This is a genomic window from Novosphingobium sp. BW1 (assembly GCF_008107685.1).
Taxonomy (GTDB): Bacteria; Pseudomonadota; Alphaproteobacteria; order Sphingomonadales; family Sphingomonadaceae; genus Novosphingobium.
In genome coordinates this window covers 1-20,304 of the sequence record NZ_VIRF01000131.1, presented here as the reverse complement: position 1 = coordinate 20,304, position 20,304 = coordinate 1, and the positions used below count along the sequence as shown (strand labels likewise).

The window sequence follows — 20,304 nt, the reverse complement described above, 5'->3', positions numbered from 1 at the left end:
CCCGAGAATCAAACTTCTGCCAAAGTAGTGCTAGCTGCATCCAATCTCGGGCTAAGCAGATGGATCGCCAGCAAAGCCAGCAAATAAGCACTGGCGCAAATAGCAAAGAGAACTTCATAACTCCCTGTCGCATCGAGGATATAACCTGCAAAGAGTGCCATCCCCATCCCACCGAGTGCTCCAACGGTTCCTCCGATACCCACGACCGATCCAACAGCTCCCCGAGGGAACATGTCTGAAGGCAAGGTATACAGATTAGCGGAGAAAGCCTGGTGGGCGGCCGTAGCGAGTCCGATCACAAGAACCGCACTCCAGACATTGTCGATTGATTGTGCGAACCATATGGGAAGCACGCAGACAGCGCAGACAAACATGGTCAGCTTCCGCGCGAAGTTGGGAGTGCGGCCCGCTTTGATCAGCTTGGACGACATCCATCCGCCCGCGATCGAGCCGATGTCAGAGATGAGATAGATCGCGGCAAGCGGCAGGCCGAAGGTCTTGAGGTCGAGGTCGTAACGCTCGAACAGGTAGCCGGGCAGCCAGAACAGGAAGAACCACCAGATCGGGTCGATCAGGAACTTGCCCAAGGCATAGGCCCAGGTCTCGCGCACGGTGAGCAGGCGCGACCAGCCGATCTTCTCGACCGGGTCGGCGGGGTCCTGCTGGATCCAGGCGAGTTCCTCGCGGGTGACGCGCGCGTGCTCGCTGGGATGTCGGTAGATCGCCCACCACGCGGCCAGCCAGGCGACGCCGAACAGGCCGGTCACAAAGAAGGCCATGCGCCAGTCGAACCACAGCACCAGCAGCGGCACGATCAGCGGGGTCAGGATCGCACCCACGTTCGCTCCGGCATTGAACAGGCCGATCGCGAAGGCGCGCTCCTTCTGCGGGAACCAGTCGGTGACCGCGCGGATACCCGCCGGGAAGTTGCCGGATTCGCCGATACCAAGACCGAAGCGCGCCGCGGCGAACGAGGTCACGCCACTGGCAAAGCCGTGCGCGACGTGGCTAATCGTCCAGATCACAATGGCGATGGTATAGCCGAGCCGCGCGCCCAGCCCGTCGACCACCTTGCCGAACGAGAGATAGCCGATGGCATAGGCGAGCTGAAACCAGAAGATGATCCCGGCGAAGTCGGATTCGCTCCAGTTGAATTCCGCCTCGAGCGTGGGCTTCAGTACGCCGATCATCTGGCGATCGACGTAGTTCACCGCCGTCGCCGCGAACAACAGCGTCACGATCAACCAGCGATAGCGTCCGACCTTGCCTCGGACTGGCGCCGCAGTTTCGGCCGAAGTCATCGTCCCGGTACCTTTCTGCATCATTCCTGCTCCCTTCACGGCGGCCCGTTGGCCTGCCGTCTAGATCCGTGCGCCGCGCCCGTCAGGCAGCGACGATCCTGCATTTCAGCTCTCCGCATCCGGCGAACTCGGCGCGGACCCGATCGCCCGGCGCGACCGGATGGACACCGGTTACCGCCCCGGTCGAGACCCAAGCCCCCGCGCTGCAGTCGATTCCGCGTTCGCTGAGGTTCCCAAGCAGGAAACGTACGGCACCCAGCGGTCCATCGAGCATGTTGGCGGTGGTGTTGATGCCCACGGTCTCGCCATTGATCTCAAGCCGTACCTCGATGGCATCGAAGCCCTCTGCCTGCCAGTCCGACAACGCCGGCCCGATCAGCAGGCCATGGTTGTTGCCGAAGTCCGAAACCGTTACCGGCGGCCCATCGGCATTGATCCCGGGATAGGGCGAACTCGCGATTTCGATGCCGAGATGGACTCGGTCGAGCAGCGCAGGAACGGCCGCGTTGTCGGTTGGTACGACGCCGTCCCAACCGGGCGCAACATGGAGCAGGAACTCAGCTTCGGCGGCGCCGAAACCCTCAGCGAAAACCGGCATTGCCAATTCCTCGTCGGCACCGACGGGATGTACCGTATCGGCAAAGATCGGCCCGGCGAGACGATTGGTGCCGAGCCTTGCATCGTCAGGCGGATTGATCTTTCCGACCTTCCAGCCAGCGACCTCACGCCCATCGAGGACGAGTGCGATGTCTTGGATCGCATAACCCGAGTCCATGTCTTCGGGGCGGGTGCCAGGATAGGCATCGAGCCCCTTGGCCACCTTGCGTGCCGTGACGAAGGCCTGCGCGACATTGCGCGCTTCTTGCTTGGACATTTTCCTCAACCCCACGAATTCTATCCTTGAGCCAAAGCGCTATAGGAAACCGGTGTCATAAGCAAATGCAATTGCAACGTACGTGCTTCTTCAAAGAGTTACGCCGCGCTTCCAAATGGCGATGGCGCGCTGCCCTGCCCGCTCGGCTGCGGTGCGTTCGCCGCTTGCAAAGGCCAGGATTCGGGCAAGGAAGGCGCCATCGGCGCTCTCGCTCCCCTCGCGCAGCGCAAGCGAAGCGTCGAAGTCGATCCAATGCGGCTTGGCCTGCGCCAGCGCCTCGTTTGAAGCAACCTTGAGGCACGGCACCGCGAAGCCGAGCGGCGTGCCCCTGCCGGTGGTAAAAAGTACGAGAATAGCGCCCGAAGCTGCCAGCGCGGTCGACGATACGGCATCGTTGCCGGGCGATTCGAGCAGGCTCAATCCCGCCGCGACCGCTTGCTTACCATAATCCAGAACATCGCAGAGCGGCGCGCGGCCGGCCTTCTGGACCGCGCCCAGCGACTTCTCTTCGAGCGTGGTGATGCCCCCCGCGATGTTGCCGGGTGAAGGGTTCTCCGAAACCGGTAGCCCCTGGTCAAGGTAGTAGCGCTTGAAGCCGTTGACCAGCGCCGCTGCCCGATCGAATACATCGCGCGAGGCGCTGCGTTCGAGCAGCGACTCCTCGGCCCCGAAGATCTCGGGAATTTCGGTCAGTATCGCACGCCCCCCCGCCCCGGTCAGCGTATCGCAGAAGCGCCCGAGCAAGGGATTTGCCGTCAGGCCCGAAAAGCCGTCGGAGCCGCCGCACTTCAATCCGACGCACAGCGCCGAAAGCGGCAGCGCCTCACGGCGCGCCTTGCTCGCCTCGGTCACGAGCTGGTCGATGAGCGCCCCTGCCGCGGCGATCTCGTCGCCCGCGCTCTGGCTGGAGAGAATGCGCAGCTTCCAGCGCGCCGATGGAGGCACTTCCTGCGCGAGCGCATCGAGCTGGTTCGATTCGCAGCCGAGACCAAGTAGGAGCACGCCCGCAGCATTGGGATTGCAGGCCAGCCCTGCAAGGACTGCTCGGGTTCCTTCAAGATCGTCGCCGAGCTGCGAACAGCCGTGGGGATGGCCAAAGGCATGGATGCCGTCGATCCGCCCAGCGGCGATCAGGTCGGCATGTCGTATCGTAGCCTCCCGTGCGATCTGCTCGGCGGTGAGCGCGACGCAACCGACGCTGGGCAGGATCCAAATCTCGTTGCGTGTCGCGGCGCGTCCATCGTCACGCAGGTATCCGCGCCACTTGGGCTGGTCGCCCCCGATCTGCGTGGTAGATACAGCCATCGGGGTATCAGCGGCGCGATAGGCTAGCTCGCCGACGAGCGCGGTGGCGAGATTGTGGGTGTGCACGTGCGCACCGGCCGGGATGGCCGTGCGCGCGCGACCTATTGGCAGGCCATACTTCATGACGAGACTGCCCTTGGCAATGTCACGCAGAGCGAACTTGTGCCCCTGCTCGACAGGCTCGGGCAAACGAACGCCCTCGACCGAGGCGCCCGTCTCGAGCGAACTCAGGGCCACACCGACATTGTCGGTGGGATGCACCTTGAGCGAACGGGGAATTTCTGCAGCCATTCTGAACCCGGTAGCAAGAAGTTTTACATTTGGTAACCGGTGTCATATTGCCTTTAACGAAAGCCTAAGGCAAGGGCTGATGACAACGAATGGAAGAACGGACGGGCACGGGTGCATGGCTAAGGACGCGAAACCCACGATCAACGATGTCGCCCGTCTGGCCGGCGTTTCCAAGAAGACTGTCAGCCGCGTGATCAACAAATCGCCGCTGCTCAACGGGGCCACCCGCTCGAAGGTCGAGGCGGTCATCGCTGAGATCGGCTACGTGCCCAATCCCCAGGCACGCGCACTGGCACTGCGCCGTAACTTCCTGATCGGGCTGATCCACGACAACCCCAATGCGCAGATGGTCCTGGGCGTGCAGGAAGGCATCCTCGAGACGATCCGCGACACCGAGTTTGCCCTTGTCGTGCGCCCGGTCGACCGCCATTCCCCCCAGTTGCTTGACGACATCCGCCATTTCATCGAGCAGCAGCGCCTGTTCGGCGTGATGCTGCTGCCACCGATCTCCGAGAACGACGAGCTCGCGGACATGTGCCGCAAGCTGGGCTGTACGGTCGTGCGCATGGGCTCGGCCGCGCTCGACAAGAGCGAGCACCTCGTCGCTTCCAACGACCGGCAGGCGGTCGCCGATGCGGTGTTCTGGCTTTCCGAACTCGGCCATTGTCGGATCGGTTTCATCGCCGGCCCACAAGGCTTCCGCTCGGCACGCGAGCGCGAACTGGGCTTTGCCGACGGGATGGCCCGCGCAGGGCTCGCGATCGACCCCGCGCTCATGGAGCGCGGCACCTACCGCTTCGAATCGGGACTTGCCGCTGGCGAGCGGCTGTTCGCGGTCGATCCGCCGCCCACCGCCATCTTCAGCAGCAACGACGAGATGGCCGCCGGATTTCTCCATCGCGCGCTCGACAAGGGGCTCAAGGTCCCCGGGCAGATCTCGATCATCGGCTTCGACAACACCGCGACTGCGGCCCATATCTGGCCGCCGCTCACCACCGTGCAATGGCCGATCAAGGCCATGGCGCGCGCCGCCGCGCACAAGCTGATCGACCCGCTCGACGCCGCCTCGCAGCCCTCGATCTTCCTCTCGGACCTGATCCGGCGCTCCTCGGCGGACGCCCCTTCCGCCTGAACCGCGCACGCCCCGTCAACGATGGGTTGAAATGCACTGGCACTTGCGACTACAGTGCCTATGACACCGGTTTCCATAAATCGCGACCAGCGCGACGGCGCGGCTTTCCGAAGACCACGAAATCAGAGAGAGGATGCCATGAAGATTGCCCTTATCATCGAGAACAGCCAGGCCGCCAAGAACGGCATTGTCTACGAGGCGCTGACCTCGGTCGCCGAGCCGCTCGGCCACGAGGTCGTGAACTACGGCATGTACACGCCCGAGGACGCGGCGCACCTCACCTACCCGATGAACGGCCTGCTCGCGGGCATCCTGCTCAATTCGGGCGCCGCCGACTTCGTCGTGACCGGCTGCGGCACGGGCACCGGCTCGATGCTCGCGTGCAACGCGATGCCGGGCGTGTTCTGCGGGCTGATCATCGATCCAACCGATGCCTTCCTCTTCGCCCAGATCAACGACGGCAATGCCGTAGCCCTTCCCTATGCCAAGGGCTTCGGCTGGGCTGCGGAACTTAACCTGCAGGACTGTTTTCGGAAGCTGTTCGAAGGCGAGAGCGGCCTTGGCTATCCCAAGGAGCGCGCGGCGGTGATGAAGAAGAACCGCGGCATCCTCGCCAATCTCAAGGCGGCGACCTGCCACGACATGGTGAGCGTGCTCAAGAACGTCGATCAGGACCTGCTGCGCACCGCGATCTCGGGCGAGCACTTCGCCGAATACTTCTACACCGCCTCGAAGGACGATGCGATCAGCGACTATCTCAAGAGCCTGAACGCTGACGCGCCCGCCTGATCCTCGGTCCGTAAGGGGCAGGAAGCATTAGCCACGGGCACGCGCACGGATCGAACCACAGCGCCATGCCCGTGGCCGGGAAAGGCTGCGCAACAAGAATGAAACTGGGGATGGAGAGGCACGCCCAATGAGCAACAACGTTTTCGATCTGTCGGGTCGCGTGGCGGTGGTCACCGGCGCCAATACCGGCATTGGCCAGGGCATCGCGCTCGCACTTGCCGAGGCCGGGGCAGACATCGCCGCGGTGGGCCGCAGTGAAGCCACCGAGACCGCCGGGATGGTGCGCGCACTGGGCCGCCGCTGCGAGCTTGTCTCCGCCGACCTGTCCTCGATCGAACCCGTCTCCGAGGTCGTCGATGCGATCGTCGGCAAGCTTGGGCGGCTCGACATCCTCGTCAACAATGCCGGGATCATCCGTCGCGCCGATGCGCTCGACTTCAGCGAGGAGGACTGGGATGCGGTGATGGACACCAATCTCAAGAGCCTGTTCTTCCTCAGTCAGGCTGCAGCCCGTCACATGGTCGCCTGGTCGAACCAGTCGGGTCCGCGCGGCAAGATCATCAACATCGCGTCGATGCTCACCTTCCAGGGCGGCATCCGCGTGCCCAGCTATACCGCGAGCAAGAGCGGAGTCGGCGGTCTCACCAAGCTGCTCGCCAACGAATGGGCGCCGCGCGGGATCAACGTCAACGCCATCGCGCCGGGCTACATCGCGACCAACAACACCGCCGCCCTGCAGGGTGACGAGACGCGCAACCGCCAGATCCTCGAGCGCATTCCCGAGGCGCGCTGGGGCGATCCGGCCGACATTGGCGGAGCCGCGGTCTTCCTTGCCAGCAGGGCAGCGGACTACGTCCAGGGTCACATCCTCGCCGTCGACGGCGGCTGGCTCGCCCGCTGAGCGCGTCATGAGCGGACACGTCACCTGTTTCGGCGAGCTGCTGCTGCGCCTAGCGACCCCGTCCGGGCGCATGACCGTCCAGTGCGACGCGCTCGAGATGGTCGTGGGCGGCGCCGAAGCGAACGTTGCGGCAGGGCTCGCCTCGCTTGGCCATACGGTCAGGATGGTCAGCCGCGTGCCTGAAGGTCCGCTCGGCGACAAGGCCCGCGCCGCACTCGGCAGTGCCGGCGTTGATGTTGCGGGCGTGACGCGGGGCACCGGACGCATGGGGCTCTACTTTCTCGAGACAGGTGCGGGCCTGCGCCCATCCACGATCACCTACGACCGCGCGGGAAGCGTCTTTGCGTCCTCGTCAGCACGCGACTTTGATCTTTCGGGAGCGCTTGCAGGCGCTCGCCTGCTGCATCTTTCGGGCATCACACCGGCCCTTGGTCCGGACGGTGTCGGCCTCGCCCGCGCGGCGGTTCGCGCAGCACAAGAGGCAAGCGTACCGATCTGCTTCGACGGCAATTATCGGGCGATGCTCTGGGATGCCTGGGACAGCGACCCGCGTGCGATCCTCAGCGAACTCTTCGCCGCTGCCACGGTGATGATCGGCAATCATCGCGATATCTCGCTACTGCTCGGCCGAACTTTCTCGGGCGACGGCGCCGACCGCCGCCGCGAGGCCGCCGAGGCTATGTTCGCGGCCTTTCCGAAGCTCGAGATGATTGCCTCGACCGCACGCCATGTCGTCAACTCGGACCACCACCGCATCGCCGCACGCATCGACACACGCAGCACTGCGCACCAGACCGGCGAGGTCGACGTGACCGGCATCATCGATCGCATCGGCACCGGTGATGCCTTTGCCGCGGGCGTACTGCACCGCTGGCTCGAAGCCGGGGCCGAGGACGCCAACGTCATCAAAATGGCGCAGGCCGGACTGTCCTATACCGTGCTCAAGCACTCGCAGGCCGGAGACATGTGCCTCATCGGACCGGGAGAACTCGATGCCTTTTCCGCCAGTGGAGGCGACGTCAGGCGCTGACCTGTCACGCCGCCGCCTGCTTGCCTCGGGCGGCGCGATTGTCGCTGTGGGCCTCGTGCCGTCTCCGTCATCGGCGCGCGCAAACAAGGCTCCTCGCGCGGCACGCTATCAAGGTGTCGGCGAAGAGGGCGTGCTTGCCTTCAAGGGTATCCGCTACGCGCGCGCCGCGCGCTTTGCCCGCGCCATCCCCGAACCCGTGCAAGGCCCGCTGCTGCGCGCCGAGAGCTTCGCGCCGCTCTGCCCGCAGCGTGCCCTTTCCGATCACCCCCAGAGCGAGGACTGCCTCTTCCTCAACGTCTGGACACCCGAGGCGGACGCGCGCGCGCGCCGTGCGGTCATGGTCTATTTCCACGGCGGGGCCTATACCACCGGCTCGGTCACCGATCCATTGACGCACGGCGGCAGGCTGGCCGCGCAGGGCGACGTCGTCGTTGTTACCGTCAACCACCGCCTCAATGCGCTGGGCTATGCTTGGCTCAAACCCTTCGGCGCACACTATGCCGACAGCGGCAACCTCGGCCAGCTCGATCTGGTGTTGGCCCTGCAATGGGTGCGCGAAAACATCGCGCAGTTCGGCGGCGACCCTGCGCGGGTCATGGTCTTCGGCCAGTCGGGCGGAGGCGCCAAGATCGCGACGCTGATGGCGATGCCTGCGGCGAAAGGCCTGTTCCACAGTGCCGCGACGATGAGCGGCCAGCAGGTACAGGCGAGCGGCCCGGCCCATGCCTGGGCGCGCACGCAGGCCTTCATGGCCAAGCTCGGCCTCGCGCCCGGCGACATAGAGGGCTTGCGGACCCTGCCAGTCGAGAAATTGGTCGAGGGTCTCGATGCGAGAGACCCGGTGATGGGCAGCGGCCCTGTCTACTTCGGCCCGGTGCTCGACATGACCAACCTGCCGCGCCATCCCTTCTGGCCCGATGCCGCGCCGCAATCACGCGCCATTCCCATGATCCTTGGCAATACCCGCGAAGAGACGCGTGCCTTCCTCGATCCGCGCGGGCCGAGGCTACAAGGGCTCGACTGGAATAACCTCGGCGAGCGGCTCGGCCGCGAGATCAAGATCGATCTCGACCCGGTATGGGTCGCCGGCCAGTACCGCACCCATTTTCCCGACTGGTCGCCCGAGCAGATCTACTATGCCGCGACGACCGCGGGACGGTCCTGGCCAGGGCAGGTGATAGAGGCGGACGAACGAGCAAAGGCCGGGGCCGGGGCGACGTGGGTCTACCAGTTTGATCGTGCCTCCCCCGTAGATCCACTAAGGGGCGCGGCGCATACGGACGACATTCCCTATGTCTTCGGCACGCTCAATGCCCCCGGTAGCTATTCAGGGACCGGGCCCGCAGCCCGCGCGCTAAGCTCTGCGATGATGCGCGCCTTCACCGGCTTTGCAAAGACCGGCAGGCCCGGCCTATCCGACTGGACTGCCTATGCCCTGCCCGAGCGCGCGACCATGATCTTCGACGAGACGACAAGGCTCGAGAACGATCCGCGCCGCTGGCAGCGCGAGCTCTGGGCAACCGCCCCCTATGTCCAGCCTGGAAGCTGACTGCCAGGGGGCAGGACTCCAGGCTCACGGCGCCGGGCTCGCCGGCGGATTGGGGTAGGCAATGATCAGCGAGAGCGGCGCCTCGCCGAGCTGGCGGATGCCGACCACCGCGCCGGTGTAGAGATAGGCGGTCATACCTGCGCGAAGCCGCGCCGTCTTCCCGTCCGAGCTGACCTCGGCTTCGCCCGACAGGACATAGTAGACCTCGTCGTGAGAGATGGGATGGTCGCCGATTGCCGCATTCTTGTGAAGGATTCGGCGACGAAACTCCATCGTGCGCGGCGCGGGCGCGGCATCGGAGATGCGGTAGGCGGTGCTCATACCGATGGCCCCGTGCGGAGGAGGCTCCTCGCGCACGGTATCGGCCTCGTCGATCACCACCATTGCCGGAGCGGCGGCCAACAGCAGCACGGCGGCGATGGCGCCTGTGCTCACTGGCGCATCGCCTTGTCGCGCGCGGTCAGCTTTTCCTGCGCTCCTGCCTTCTGTCCAGGATAGACGCCCGAGACGGGCGTCATCGTCTTCATGTCCCAGTCCTTCTCGACGAAGGGCGCGCGTGTCTCGCCCGGATGCGGATAGCCGCCGACGATTATCTCGTCGTCGAGGATCTCGCCGCGCCCCTCGGCAACGAAGAAGAGCACGCGGATATCATCGGGCGCACGGTCCCAGGGGCGTGCACCGACGCTCGAGAGCAGGCTCGTCTCGAGCCGGTCCGCGGGCAGAATGTCGAAGCCATCGAGGCTTGCCATCGGCCGATCCTTCTCGATCAGCCTGGCACTGGTGACGCCGTAGCGCCCGAACATCGCCGCAGGATTGCCCCAGCGGTCGACCGCCTTGTTGTCCTTGCCGTAGAAGGCAAGGTCGCCATCGCCGCCGAGCGTGAGAAACGGCAGCCCCTGCGCGGTCGAGTTACCCGCACGCATGAGATTGCCGACCGCCGTGATTTCGCCGGTCACGTAGTCGTGGCCCGCCCACTCAAGATTCATGAGGTTGTAGTGCACTGCACGGTGGCCGGGATCGTAGATCATGTTATTGATCATCAGCACCTGCGCGCCCCCCTTGACCAGGGGTGAGCGCTCCATGTTGTGTGCCCACAGGTTGCGGTAGAAGGTGATGTTCGTGGCGTTGTCGTGGACCAGCGTGCCCTTGGAATGCTCGCCCTTGGGATGGCTCGCCGAGGCAAGCCCCTCAGCGGCGATGTTCTCGCGAAAGACGATATCGTGGCTCGTTCCCTTGCGCCATTCCTCGACGCTGTTGCCGGTGAAGCGCGGGCCGGAGGCGGACATGTTCTCGTCGACCGCCCAGAAGAAACTGCAGTGCTCGACCACTACGTTGTACGCCGCGACGGTGGAAAAGGCATCCGCCTCCCAGCCCGAGAGCTTGGGCTGACCGTCGACCCCGGTCATGATCCGCAAATGGCTGAGGATGACGTCGTGACTCTTAAGATCGATGCCCCCGCGCACGATGGTGATGCCGGGCGAAGGCGCTGTCTGCCCCGCGATAGTGGCATAAGGTTCAGTCATTTCGATTACCGAGCGTTCGAGATCGATCACCCCGCCGACCTCGAACACGATCACGCGCTTGCCCTTGGTGGCGAGCGCCGCGGCGAGCGAACCGGGACCATCTTTGGCGAGCGTTGTGACGCGAACGACTCGCCCCCCCTCGCCGCCGCGGGTCGGGTCGCCGGGAGCAGCGAAGGCATGGCCGCCAAGAACGAAACCGGTGCCGGCAATCAGCGCGAGACGGCCTGCAAGCTTGCGAAAATTCAATTCCTATCTCCCATTATGCTCTGCTTCTTGACAGGAAGGGTAGCCTGTGACCATAACAATGACACCGGTTACCAAAGAGGGCAAGAGCCCAGAACGGAAAGCCGGGACGGCAGATACGGTTTGCCGTAAAGACGCGCCGTAAGGCGCCGGGAGATGATGAGCTGATAGGGCAGGCGCAAGTTGCCTCCCTTTGACACCGGTAGCATAAGGCCAATCGGCCAAGTGAGGGGATGAGGCCATGCGCACGCATGTAAAGAGAATTTCACTTATCAAGTGCGGCCTGATGGCGACTTGCGCGCTCGGGTTCCCGCAACTCGCACTGGCGCAGGACGGTATGGGCGATCCAACCGAGACAATCAACACTGAGGCAATCATCGTTACAGGCTATCGCCAGTCCCTTGACGCCGCGATCAATGTGAAGCGCGAGTCAATCGGCGCAGTCGATGCAATCGTTGCTGAAGACATTGCCAAATTCCCTGACCAGAACCTGGCGGAATCGCTTCAGCGAATCCCGGGGATCTCGATCCAACGCGACGCCGGCGAAGGCCGCGCAATTACCGTGCGCGGGCTCGGTGCTCAATTCACCCGTGTGCGCCTCAACGGCATGGAAACGATCGCGACTTCGACCGACGGCGCTTCTGCCAACCGTGACCGCGCCTTCGACTTCAACGTCTTTGCCTCCGAACTGTTCAACTCGATTGTGGTGCACAAGACCGCCGAGGCCGCGCTCGACGAAGGCTCGCTCGGTGCAGTGGTCGATCTCAACACGGGCGCACCGCTCGGCGGCAAGACTGGCATCACCGCCGTTGCCTCGGCGCAGGGTCGCTACAACGACCTCACAAAGGATGTCGATCCGCGGCTGGCTGGGCTTCTCGCCTGGGTCAACGAGGACCATACCTTCGGCGTTTCAGCCTCGGTGGCCTGGTCGGATTATACAACTAAGGAACTGGGTAACAACTCGGTGCGCTGGGCACAGGCACCGTTCCGCTCGGTCAATGGCGAGACCTGCATGAGCGAGTCGAACTTCGTCACCATCCCCTCGGCCGCCTGTATCGAGGTGGCCGAGGCTTTTCATCCACGTATCCCGCGCTACGGCCTCGTAAACCACGACCGCGAACGACTCGGCGCAACCGGCTCGATCCAGTGGGAGCCTACCGAAGACACCAAGCTCTCGGTCGACGGCCTCTACTCCCGCTTCAAGGAAAACCGCGACGAGTACTGGGGCGAGGTGCTCCTGCGCAGCAACGAGCGCAACATCGACGTTTCGAACTACGTGATCGATGGCAATAACAACCTGATCTCGGCCGATCTCGACAATGTCTACGTTCGCACCGAACGCTACCACCGCGAGAGCGAGACCGAGTTCTACCAGATCTCGGCCAAGCTCGAGCAGCGCCTGGGTGAGACGCTCAAAGTCAACCTGCTCGCCGGCACTTCCAAGTCGCAGGCAGACATCCCGGTCGAGACCACGCTCGCCTACGACAACCGCGACGCGACCGGCTACAGCTACGACTATACCGACATGAAATCACCGCGGCTCACCTTCGGCGACGAGATCACCGACCCAACCGCGTTCCAGTTCGCCGAATTCCGCGATCGTCCCTCCTATCTCACCAACAAGTTCAAGACCTTCTCAGGCGACCTCGACTGGGAAGTCTCGAATGACTTTACGATGATGGTGGGCGGCTTCTACCGGCAATTCGACTTCGCCACCGAAGGCTATCGGCGCGACGCGAATTATTGCTCGGCTTTTACCTGCGCCCCGGGCACCTACGGTGCGCCCGTCACCGCCGACCTGTCCGAGATCTTCGAGTTGGGCGATGCCGGGCAGCCTTCGGGCAACACCAATGCCTGGGTCGTGCCGGACCTCGGCACGGGCACCGACTTTGTCGACCTCTATTCGCGCGAAGCGGTGCTGCAGCAGGGTGAGCAGCGCGACGTCACCGAGAAGACGATGGGTGGCTGGTTCATGGCCCAGTTCGAAACCGAGATCTTCGGCATGCGCATGAACGGCAACGCTGGCGTGCGTTACGCCAAGACAAAGCAGTCGTCCTCGGGCTTCACCGATGGAACCTACGTCACCGTGAAGCGCGACTACGATGATTTCCTGCCCTCGTTCAACGTGAACTTCTTTCCGACCGACAATGTCATCGTGCGCGGTGCGATCGCCAAGGTCATCACTCGCCCCTCGCTTGGCAGCCTGACCCCGGGCGGCTCGGTCGACCAGTTCAACTTCCGCGTTTCCTCGGGTAATCCCTTCATCGACCCATACCGCGCGACGACTTACGACGCCGCCGTGGAATGGTATTTTGCGCCCGGTGCGCTCGCCTCGGTCGCGGTCTTTGCCAAGGACATCGTCAGCTTCCCGATCTCGACCTCGCTGCAGGGCACCTGGGCCGACAGCGGGCTGCCAACCTCGCTGCTGACCGAAGGCACGCCCGCCTACAACGCCATCGTGCTGGGACAGGACCCGAACCGCGAGTTCGAGTTCCGCACTACGGGCAATGGCCCGGGCGCGAACCTCAAGGGCATCGAACTCTCGTTGCAGCTTCCCTTCTCGGCCTTCACCGACGGCTTCGCACGCAACTTCGGCGTCCTCGCCAACCTGACGCTAGTGAAGAGTGACGTGGACTATACGGTCGCAGGCGCCCTCGCCTACGATCCGGTCACCAACAGACTGGCCGCCCAGCCTGCGGGTGATTACGTCCAGCCCCTGCTCGGCCTCGCCAAGCGTTCGTGGAACGGCACAGCCTATTACGACGACGGCAAGTTCTCGGTACGCGGCTCTATCGCCTACCGCAGCGGCTACAACGACAGCACCAGCGGCAACAACAATGTGTTCGAGGGCTACGGCAGCTCGCTCAATGTCGATGCCTCACTCCGCTACAAGTTCACCGACTACCTTGAGCTTTCGCTCGAAGGGACGAACCTGACGGACAACTACCGCTATCGCTTCACTGATCTTGCGGCCAACCGCAACTACGAGAACAACCACTATGGCCGCACCTTCCTGTTCGGTGCGCGCTTCAGCTACTGATCGACGGTGACCCGGGCCCCGGAACGCAGGAGAAAACCATGACCATCAACCGCCGGTCGTTCATGGCGGGCTCTCTCGTCTCGGGGCTCGCTCTTTCGGCAACACGGACTTACGCTCAGACGCCCCCGCCGCAAGCCGACAGCCCGCAAGCGCCCGGCCTGCCGCAGCCGGGCGAGACGATCGACCTGTGGCCTGCCGGCGCGCCCGACATGCCCGCGCGGGCGCCACAGGAAACGGTGACCGAGCGCTCCAGCGACGAGCTGGTCACCGACCGAGCGGTGCTTGGTATCACCCGCCCGCGCATGGCGGTGTTCCGGCCCGACCGCCCCAACGGTGCGGCTGTCCTGCTGACGCCCGGCGGCGGCTACAAGCATGTCGTGGTCGACAAGGAGGGCTACGAGATGGCGCGCTGGCTCACCGCGCGCGGATTTACCGCTTTCGTCCTGTTCTACCGCCTGCCCGGCGAGGGTTGGGCCAACCGCTCCGATGTCGCGCTCGCCGATGCGCAGCGCGCGATGCGCCTCGTGCGCCGCCGCGCATCCGCGTTCGCCATCGATCCCGAGCGCGTCGCGGTCATGGGCTTCTCCGCAGGTGGCCACGTCTGCGCCGATCTCGCGGCGCGCTTCGCCGCGCGCGTTTATGCGCCTGTCGACGCGGCCGACACGCTTTCGGCAAAGCCCATCTGCGCCGCGCCCGTCTACCCCGTGATCTCGATGGACCCCGCGATCGCGCATGCCGGTTCGCGCGACCTGCTGCTCGGCCCCGCGCCTACCCCCGCGCTCGAAGCGGCGCATTCGCCCGACCGCAACGAGCCCGCCGACGCGCCGCCGCATTTCCTGCTTCACGCCGAAGACGATGACGTCGTGCCCTGCGAAAACACCCTGCGCCTGCGCGCCGCGCTCAAAGCGCGCGGTATCCCGGTCGAGACGCACCTCTTCGCGCAGGGCGGCCACGGCTTCGGCCTGCGCAAGGCAATCGGCAAGCCGGTCGAGGTCTGGCCCGACCTGTGGCGCGCCTGGGCGCGAACGGTGGGACTGGGCTGACGGACGATGAAGGACACGATCACGGGAATGCACAGACGTGATGCGCTCAAGGCGACGGCCCTTGGCGCGATGGGACTGGCGGTGCCGGTTGGTCCGGCTGCCGCTGCCGGGGCGGGCGAAGCCTCTCTCCTCCCGCCCGCCCCGGCGACCCCGCGCAAATGGGCCCGCGGGCTCGACAACCAGCGCAAGGCGGACCTCGGCAACGGGACCTTCCTCAATCCGGTGCTCTCGGGCGACCGCCCGGACCCGGCGATCCTGAAGGATGGCAACGACTACTACCTCACCTTCTCGAGTTTCGATTCCTATCCCGGCCTCACCATCTGGCACAGCCGCGACCTCGTGAACTGGCATCCGCGCAAGCCTGCCCTTCACCGCAACATCGGTTCGGTCTGGGCGGTCAGCCTGGAGAAGCACGCGGGACGCTACTTCCTCTACATCCCGGTCAAGGCCGAGCCCAACGACATCTACGTGATCTGGTCCGATCACATCGACGGGCCTTGGAGCGATCCGGTCGCGCTTGGCCTGCATGATCACATCGATCCGTGCCACGCCGTCGGCGAGGACGGCTCGCGCTGGCTGTTCCTTTCGGGCGGGGACAGGGTACGGCTCTCCGATGACGGCCTCTCGCTCGCGGACGAGGTCGAGCACGTCTACGATCCCTGGCGCTATCCCGATGACTGGGATGTCGAGGGGTTCTCGCCCGAAGGCCCCAAGATCCACCGCCATGGCGACTGGTTCTACATGCTCACCGCGGTCGGCGGGACCGCCGGGCCGCCGACCGGGCACATGGTCATCGCCGCGCGTGCGCCCTCGATCCACGGCCCCTGGGAGCATCATCCCGACAACCCGCTGGTGCGTACCGAAAGCCTCGACGAGGCCTGGTGGTCGCGCGGCCATGCCTCGCTGGTCGAGGGGCCTGATGCGCGCTGGTACACGCTCTACCACGGCTACGAGGCGGGCTTCTGGACGCTCGGGCGCCAGTGCCTGCTCGACCACGTCGCGTGGAGTGAGGATGGCTGGTTTCGCATGACCGGCGGCGACCTCGCCGCACCTCTGACCAAGCCCAAGGGCGGTGAGGCACTGCCCCACGGCATGGCCCTCTCGGACGACTTCTCCGCACCGCTTGCGCTCGGCTCGCGCTGGTCGTTCTTCCGCCCTTCGCCCGACGAGGCGCAGCGCTGCACGAGCGGTGACGGCATGCTGCATCTCGCCGCCAAGGGCGCGGCGCCGTCGAGCGGCTCGCCGCTGCTGCTCATCGCGGGCGACACCAGCTACCGCTTCGAGTGCGACATCGAGATAGACCCGGGATGCACCGCAGGGCTGGTCCTGTTCTACGACGACAAGCTCTACGCAGGGCTAGGCTTCGACGCGGATCACTTCGTCACGCACCAGTACGGGATCGAACGCGCGCGCCCCGTCAATCCACACGGGCGCCGCATGAAGATGCGCGTGACCAATCGGGCTCACATCGTCGCCATCCATACCTCTGGCGACGGCGGGAAATCCTGGCAGCGCTTCGACCGGGGCATGGAAGTCTCGGGCTACCATCACAATGTACGCGGAGGGTTCTTGATGTTACGCCCTGGGCTCTATGCGGCCGGACGCGGAGAAGCCCGCTTCCGCGATTTCCAATTCACAGCACTGGAAGACTGATGCCCCGCCCCCTCAACCTGCATCCCGACCGCCTTCTGCCTGCCGATCCCGCCACTCGCAGGCTTGCGCGCGAACTCTACCAGAGCGTCGCTCCGCTCCCTATCGTCAGCCCGCACGGTCACACCGATCCCTCTTGGTTTGCAGGCAATGCGCCCTTCGGCAACGCGACGCAGCTCCTGCTCGTGCCCGACCACTACGTGTTTCGCATGCTCTATTCGCAAGGGGTGCCGATGGAGGCTCTCGGCGTGCGTAACCCGCAGGTCGACCCGCGCGAGGCATGGCGGCTGCTTGCGCACAACTACCACCTGTTCCGCGCGACACCCTCGCGCATGTGGCTCGACTGGGTCTTTGCCGAGGCCTTCGGCATCGACGTGCAGCTTGGCGCAGATACCGCCGACCATTATTACGACACTATCACCGAGAAGCTCGCCACCGAGGCTTTCTGTCCGCGCGCACTCTTCGACCGCTACGGCATCGAGGTCATCGCCACCACCGAGAGCCCGCTCGACAGCCTCGAGCACCACGCCGCGCTCAAGGCCGAGAACGCAAAATCCGGTGGCTGGCAAGGCAAGGTCGTCACCGCCTACCGGCCCGATCCGGTAATCGACCCCGAGTTCGAGGGTTTCCGCGAGAATCTCGCGCGCTTTACCGAGATCACCGGCGAGGATTGCCTGAACTGGTCGGGCTACCTCGCCGCGCACCGCCAGCGCCGCCGCTTCTTCGCGCAGATGGGCGCGACCTCGACCGACCACGGCCACCCGACCCCGCGCACCGCCGACCTGCCGCGCGCCGAGGCCGAGGCGCTCTTTGCAAAAGTCACGAGCGGCACCTTCACACCCGAAGATGCCGAACTGTTCCGCGCGCAAATGCTGACCGAGATGGCGGGCATGAGCCTCGAGGACGGGCTGGTCATGCAGATCCATCCGGGCGCGTTTCGCAACCACAATGCTCGCGTCTTCGAGCGTTTCGGGCGCGACAAGGGCGCCGACGTGCCGAGCCGCACCGAATATGTCGCGAACCTGAAACCCCTCCTCGACAAGTACGGCAACGAGGCCGATCTCTCGATCATCCTGTTCACCTTGGACGAGAGCACCTACGCGCGCGAACTCGCGCCGCTCGCTGGCCATTACCCGTGCCTCAAGCTGGGCCCGGCATGGTGGTTCCATGACAGCCCCGAGGGCATGCGCCGTTTTCGCCGTATGACCACCGAAACCGCCGGCTTCTACAACACCGTCGGCTTCAATGACGACACCCGCGCCTTCCTCTCGATCCCCGCGCGCCACGACGTTGCCCGGCGTGTAGACTGCGGGTTCCTCGCCGAACTCGTGATGGAGCATCGCCTGGAGGACTGGGAGGCCGCCGAAGTTGCGCAGGACCTTGCCTACAACCTCGTGAAGAAGGCCTACCGACTATGAGTGAGCGACTTGGCGCATCCGCGCTCAAGACACTGCCCACCTCCATCGCGGCTCCCGCCTATGATCGCAACCAACAACAGGTCGGCATCGTCCATTTCGGCATCGGCGCCTTCCACCGCGCGCATCAAGCCTGGTACACCGATGCCGCCATGAACGCGGGCGAGCGCGACTGGTCGATCCTCGGTGTCTCACTGCGCTCGCCGGGCGTTGCCGCACAGCTCAATCCGCAGGACGGGCTCTACACGCTGGTCGAGTGTTCGGCGCAAGGACGCAGCGCGCGGGTGATCGGTTCGGTACATGAAGTGCTGGTCGCAGGTGTCGCCAGAGCGCGCCTTGCCATCGCCCTGACCGACCCGCAGACGCGCATCATCTCGTTCACCGTCACCGAGAAGGGCTATTGCCGCAAGGCCGACGGCTCGCTCGACTTCGACGCGGCGGCGCGCGGCTTTTATCCGATCCTGAGCAATGCCCTGCGCGAACGGCAGGCGGCCGGATGCGGCGGGCTCACCCTGCTCTCGTGCGACAACCTTGCCGACAACGGTCGCCAGCTGGCGCGGCTTATGCGCGAATGGCTCGCGCGCGAAGCGCCCGATCTGGTCGAATGGTTCGAGGCCGAATGCACGTGCCCCTCTACCATGGTCGATCGCATCGTACCTGCCACGACGAGCGCCGACCGCTCCGAGGTGGCACAACTGCTAGGCTGCCTGGACGAAGGCACGGTGATGACCGAACCCTTCAGCCAGTGGGTCATCGAGGACCGCTTCGCGCGCGGGCGCCCGGCATGGGAAAAGTTCGGCGCGCAGCTGGTAGCGAACGTCGCGCCATACGAGACCGCCAAGTTGCGCATGCTCAACGGCGCGCACTCGGCGCTGGCCTACCTCGGGCTCCAGCGCGGGCACACTTACGTGCACGAGGCGATGGGCGATGCCGCAATCCGTCCGCTGATCGAGGGCATCATGCGCGACGAGGCCGCGCCCACCGTCGCGGCGGCGCCAGAGCAGGACCTCGATGCCTATGCCGATGCACTGCTCGCACGCTTCGAGAATCCGGCACTCAACCACAAGCTGGTCCAGATCGCGATGGACGGCAGCCAGAAGATCCCGCAGCGCTGGCTTGAAACATTGGAAGCTCAACGCCTTGCAGGACGTAAGTGCCCCGGTCTCCTTACCGCGCTTGAAGCTTGGTTTCTCCATCTGCGCGGAGCCAACGGGCCCGTAGACGATCCAATGGCAGATACTTTGTCGAAATTGGCCCTGAGCAATTCAAACTTGGAACTCGCGACCTTGCTTTTCACAGGCAATGGCTTGCTGTCCGGTATCTGGAAGCCCTTGGAAGTTGATATCCCAGAGTTCTCTAGTGGATTACACGGCATTTGATCACGGCCAGAAGGTGCGTCTCCCGTCAGGCCTCTTTTTTGGGGGGGCTTTGATGATGTGACCACCGCCCGACGGCATTCAAGGCGAAGGTGGCGCTTGCCGCGATCAAGGGCGAGAAGACGTTGGCGCAGCTGGCGCACGACTATGATCTGCATCCCAACCAGATCACGACGTGGCCCACGCAGTTGCTCGAAGGGGCGGCCGGAGTGTTCGGCTCGAAGAAGGTTTCAAACGAACCGGCTGTCGACGTGAAGACGCTGCATGCCAGGATCGGGGAACTGACGCTGGCCAACGATTTTTTTGGAAGGCGCGCTCGGCAAGGCAGGACTGTTGCCGAGCGCAAAGCGATGATCGATCAAACGGACACCTTGCCGGTGAAGCGGCAGGCGAAGGAACTGGGGATCAGCCGGGGCAGTGTCTATTATCTGCCCCGGCCGGTTTCGTCCGAAGATCTTGCGATCATGCGTTGCATCGACGCGCTGCATCTGGAGTTTCCGTTCGCAGGCAGCCGGATGATGCGCGACTTTCTTCGTCAGGAGGGCATCACGATCGGCCGCTGCCATGTCGCGAGCCTGATGAAGAAGATGGCGATCGAGGCCGTCTATCGCCGTCCCAGCACTTCCAGGCCGGCGCCAGGGCACAAGATCTACCCCTATCTCCTGCGCAAGCTTCCGATGGTGAGGCCCAATCAGGTCTGGGCGACAGATATCAGCTACATTCCCATGGCCCGGGGCTTCGTCTATCTTGTCGCTATCGTCGACTGGTTCAGCCGCAAGGTCCTCAGCCACCGGATTTCGATTACGCTGGACGCCGACTTCTGCGTGGAAGCGCTCGAGGAA

General features: G+C 64.6%; 16 protein-coding genes. 11 read left to right on the top strand and 5 right to left on the bottom strand.

The features are described 5' to 3' along the window. Window positions 1-8: 8 nt before the first annotated feature. From FMM79_RS21050 to FMM79_RS21040, 3 genes are all read right to left on the bottom strand, one after another. Window positions 9-1,301 carry an MFS transporter gene (locus FMM79_RS21050; RefSeq protein ID WP_240339349.1) on the bottom strand — a complete coding sequence of 431 codons (1,293 nt, stop codon included), beginning with the start codon at window positions 1,299-1,301 and terminating at the stop codon, window positions 9-11. A gap of 82 nt (window positions 1,302-1,383) precedes the next feature. Beyond that, window positions 1,384-2,175 (bottom strand): 2-keto-4-pentenoate hydratase, encoded by a 792-nt coding sequence (locus FMM79_RS21045; protein WP_148629464.1) that lies wholly within the window; start codon window positions 2,173-2,175, stop codon window positions 1,384-1,386. Between the two features lie 90 nt (window positions 2,176-2,265). Next, window positions 2,266-3,771: a UxaA family hydrolase gene (locus tag FMM79_RS21040; RefSeq protein ID WP_148629463.1), complete on the bottom strand. Its 1,506-nt coding sequence runs from the start codon at window positions 3,769-3,771 to the stop codon at window positions 2,266-2,268. A gap of 115 nt (window positions 3,772-3,886) precedes the next feature. On the opposite strand from FMM79_RS21040, the gene FMM79_RS21035 reads away from it, so the two are divergent. From FMM79_RS21035 to FMM79_RS21015, 5 genes are all read left to right on the top strand, one after another. Next, a complete protein-coding gene (locus FMM79_RS21035; RefSeq protein WP_148629462.1) occupies window positions 3,887-4,903 on the top strand; it encodes a LacI family DNA-binding transcriptional regulator in 1,017 nt (338 codons plus the stop codon). A 138-nt stretch (window positions 4,904-5,041) separates the two neighbouring features. Then, window positions 5,042-5,692 (top strand): RpiB/LacA/LacB family sugar-phosphate isomerase, encoded by a 651-nt coding sequence (locus FMM79_RS21030; protein ID WP_148629461.1) that lies wholly within the window; start codon window positions 5,042-5,044, stop codon window positions 5,690-5,692. Window positions 5,693-5,819: 127 nt separating this feature from the next. Next, window positions 5,820-6,593: a 2-dehydro-3-deoxy-D-gluconate 5-dehydrogenase KduD gene (kduD, locus tag FMM79_RS21025; protein ID WP_148629460.1), complete on the top strand. Its 774-nt coding sequence runs from the start codon at window positions 5,820-5,822 to the stop codon at window positions 6,591-6,593. 7 nt (window positions 6,594-6,600) lie between these two features. Further along, entirely contained in the window at window positions 6,601-7,623 is a 1,023-nt protein-coding gene (locus FMM79_RS21020) for a sugar kinase (RefSeq protein WP_148629459.1), read from the top strand. Then, entirely contained in the window at window positions 7,586-9,172 is a 1,587-nt protein-coding gene (locus tag FMM79_RS21015) for a carboxylesterase/lipase family protein (RefSeq protein ID WP_148629458.1), read from the top strand. Before FMM79_RS21020 ends, FMM79_RS21015 begins: the two co-directional genes overlap by 38 nt. A 24-nt stretch (window positions 9,173-9,196) precedes the next feature. Here FMM79_RS21015 and FMM79_RS21010 read toward each other — a convergent pair whose 3' ends face one another. Then, on the bottom strand, window positions 9,197-9,592 hold the full coding sequence (locus FMM79_RS21010; RefSeq protein ID WP_148629471.1) for a cupin domain-containing protein: 396 nt from the start codon (window positions 9,590-9,592) through the stop codon (window positions 9,197-9,199). An 11-nt stretch (window positions 9,593-9,603) separates the two neighbouring features. Beyond that, complete coding sequence (locus FMM79_RS21005; protein WP_240339350.1) at window positions 9,604-10,908, bottom strand: polysaccharide lyase family 1 protein; 1,305 nt, start codon at window positions 10,906-10,908, stop codon at window positions 9,604-9,606. Between the two features lie 271 nt (window positions 10,909-11,179). On the opposite strand from FMM79_RS21005, the gene FMM79_RS21000 reads away from it, so the two are divergent. The 6 genes from FMM79_RS21000 to FMM79_RS20975 form a co-directional block, all read left to right on the top strand. Beyond that, on the top strand, window positions 11,180-13,978 hold the full coding sequence (locus FMM79_RS21000; protein ID WP_148629456.1) for a TonB-dependent receptor: 2,799 nt from the start codon (window positions 11,180-11,182) through the stop codon (window positions 13,976-13,978). A 38-nt stretch (window positions 13,979-14,016) separates the two neighbouring features. Next, complete coding sequence (locus tag FMM79_RS20995) at window positions 14,017-15,021, top strand: alpha/beta hydrolase (protein WP_148629455.1); 1,005 nt, start codon at window positions 14,017-14,019, stop codon at window positions 15,019-15,021. 27 nt (window positions 15,022-15,048) lie between these two features. After that, window positions 15,049-16,674 (top strand): family 43 glycosylhydrolase, encoded by a 1,626-nt coding sequence (locus FMM79_RS20990; protein WP_148629454.1) that lies wholly within the window; start codon window positions 15,049-15,051, stop codon window positions 16,672-16,674. Further along, window positions 16,674-18,089 carry a glucuronate isomerase gene (uxaC, locus tag FMM79_RS20985; RefSeq protein ID WP_205466785.1) on the top strand — a complete coding sequence of 472 codons (1,416 nt, stop codon included), beginning with the start codon at window positions 16,674-16,676 and terminating at the stop codon, window positions 18,087-18,089. The genes FMM79_RS20990 and uxaC overlap by 1 nt, the downstream gene beginning before the upstream one ends. Further along, window positions 18,086-19,465 carry a mannitol dehydrogenase family protein gene (locus tag FMM79_RS20980; RefSeq protein ID WP_148629453.1) on the top strand — a complete coding sequence of 460 codons (1,380 nt, stop codon included), beginning with the start codon at window positions 18,086-18,088 and terminating at the stop codon, window positions 19,463-19,465. The genes uxaC and FMM79_RS20980 overlap by 4 nt, the downstream gene beginning before the upstream one ends. A gap of 89 nt (window positions 19,466-19,554) precedes the next feature. Beyond that, the coding region (locus FMM79_RS20975) for an IS3 family transposase (RefSeq protein ID WP_148629452.1) at window positions 19,555-20,304 on the top strand (750 nt) is incomplete at its 3' end.

What these genes read in the sequence shown, in the direction of transcription:
- FMM79_RS21045 (WP_148629464.1), bottom strand. Translation starts at nt 2,175, where the DNA reads ATGTCCAAGCAAGAAGCGCGCAATGTCGCGCAGGCCTTCGTCACGGCA.
- uxaC (WP_205466785.1), top strand. Translation starts at nt 16,674, where the DNA reads ATGCCCCGCCCCCTCAACCTGCATCCCGACCGCCTTCTGCCTGCCGAT.
- FMM79_RS20980 (WP_148629453.1), top strand. Translation starts at nt 18,086, where the DNA reads ATGAGTGAGCGACTTGGCGCATCCGCGCTCAAGACACTGCCCACCTCC.
- FMM79_RS21000 (WP_148629456.1), top strand. Translation starts at nt 11,180, where the DNA reads ATGCGCACGCATGTAAAGAGAATTTCACTTATCAAGTGCGGCCTGATG.
- FMM79_RS21035 (WP_148629462.1), top strand. Translation starts at nt 3,887, where the DNA reads ATGGCTAAGGACGCGAAACCCACGATCAACGATGTCGCCCGTCTGGCC.
- FMM79_RS21040 (WP_148629463.1), bottom strand. Translation starts at nt 3,771, where the DNA reads ATGGCTGCAGAAATTCCCCGTTCGCTCAAGGTGCATCCCACCGACAAT.
- kduD (WP_148629460.1), top strand. Translation starts at nt 5,820, where the DNA reads ATGAGCAACAACGTTTTCGATCTGTCGGGTCGCGTGGCGGTGGTCACC.
- FMM79_RS21020 (WP_148629459.1), top strand. Translation starts at nt 6,601, where the DNA reads ATGAGCGGACACGTCACCTGTTTCGGCGAGCTGCTGCTGCGCCTAGCG.
- FMM79_RS21030 (WP_148629461.1), top strand. Translation starts at nt 5,042, where the DNA reads ATGAAGATTGCCCTTATCATCGAGAACAGCCAGGCCGCCAAGAACGGC.
- FMM79_RS20995 (WP_148629455.1), top strand. Translation starts at nt 14,017, where the DNA reads ATGACCATCAACCGCCGGTCGTTCATGGCGGGCTCTCTCGTCTCGGGG.
- FMM79_RS20990 (WP_148629454.1), top strand. Translation starts at nt 15,049, where the DNA reads ATGCACAGACGTGATGCGCTCAAGGCGACGGCCCTTGGCGCGATGGGA.
- FMM79_RS21050 (WP_240339349.1), bottom strand. Translation starts at nt 1,301, where the DNA reads ATGACTTCGGCCGAAACTGCGGCGCCAGTCCGAGGCAAGGTCGGACGC.
- FMM79_RS21015 (WP_148629458.1), top strand. Translation starts at nt 7,586, where the DNA reads ATGCCTTTTCCGCCAGTGGAGGCGACGTCAGGCGCTGACCTGTCACGC.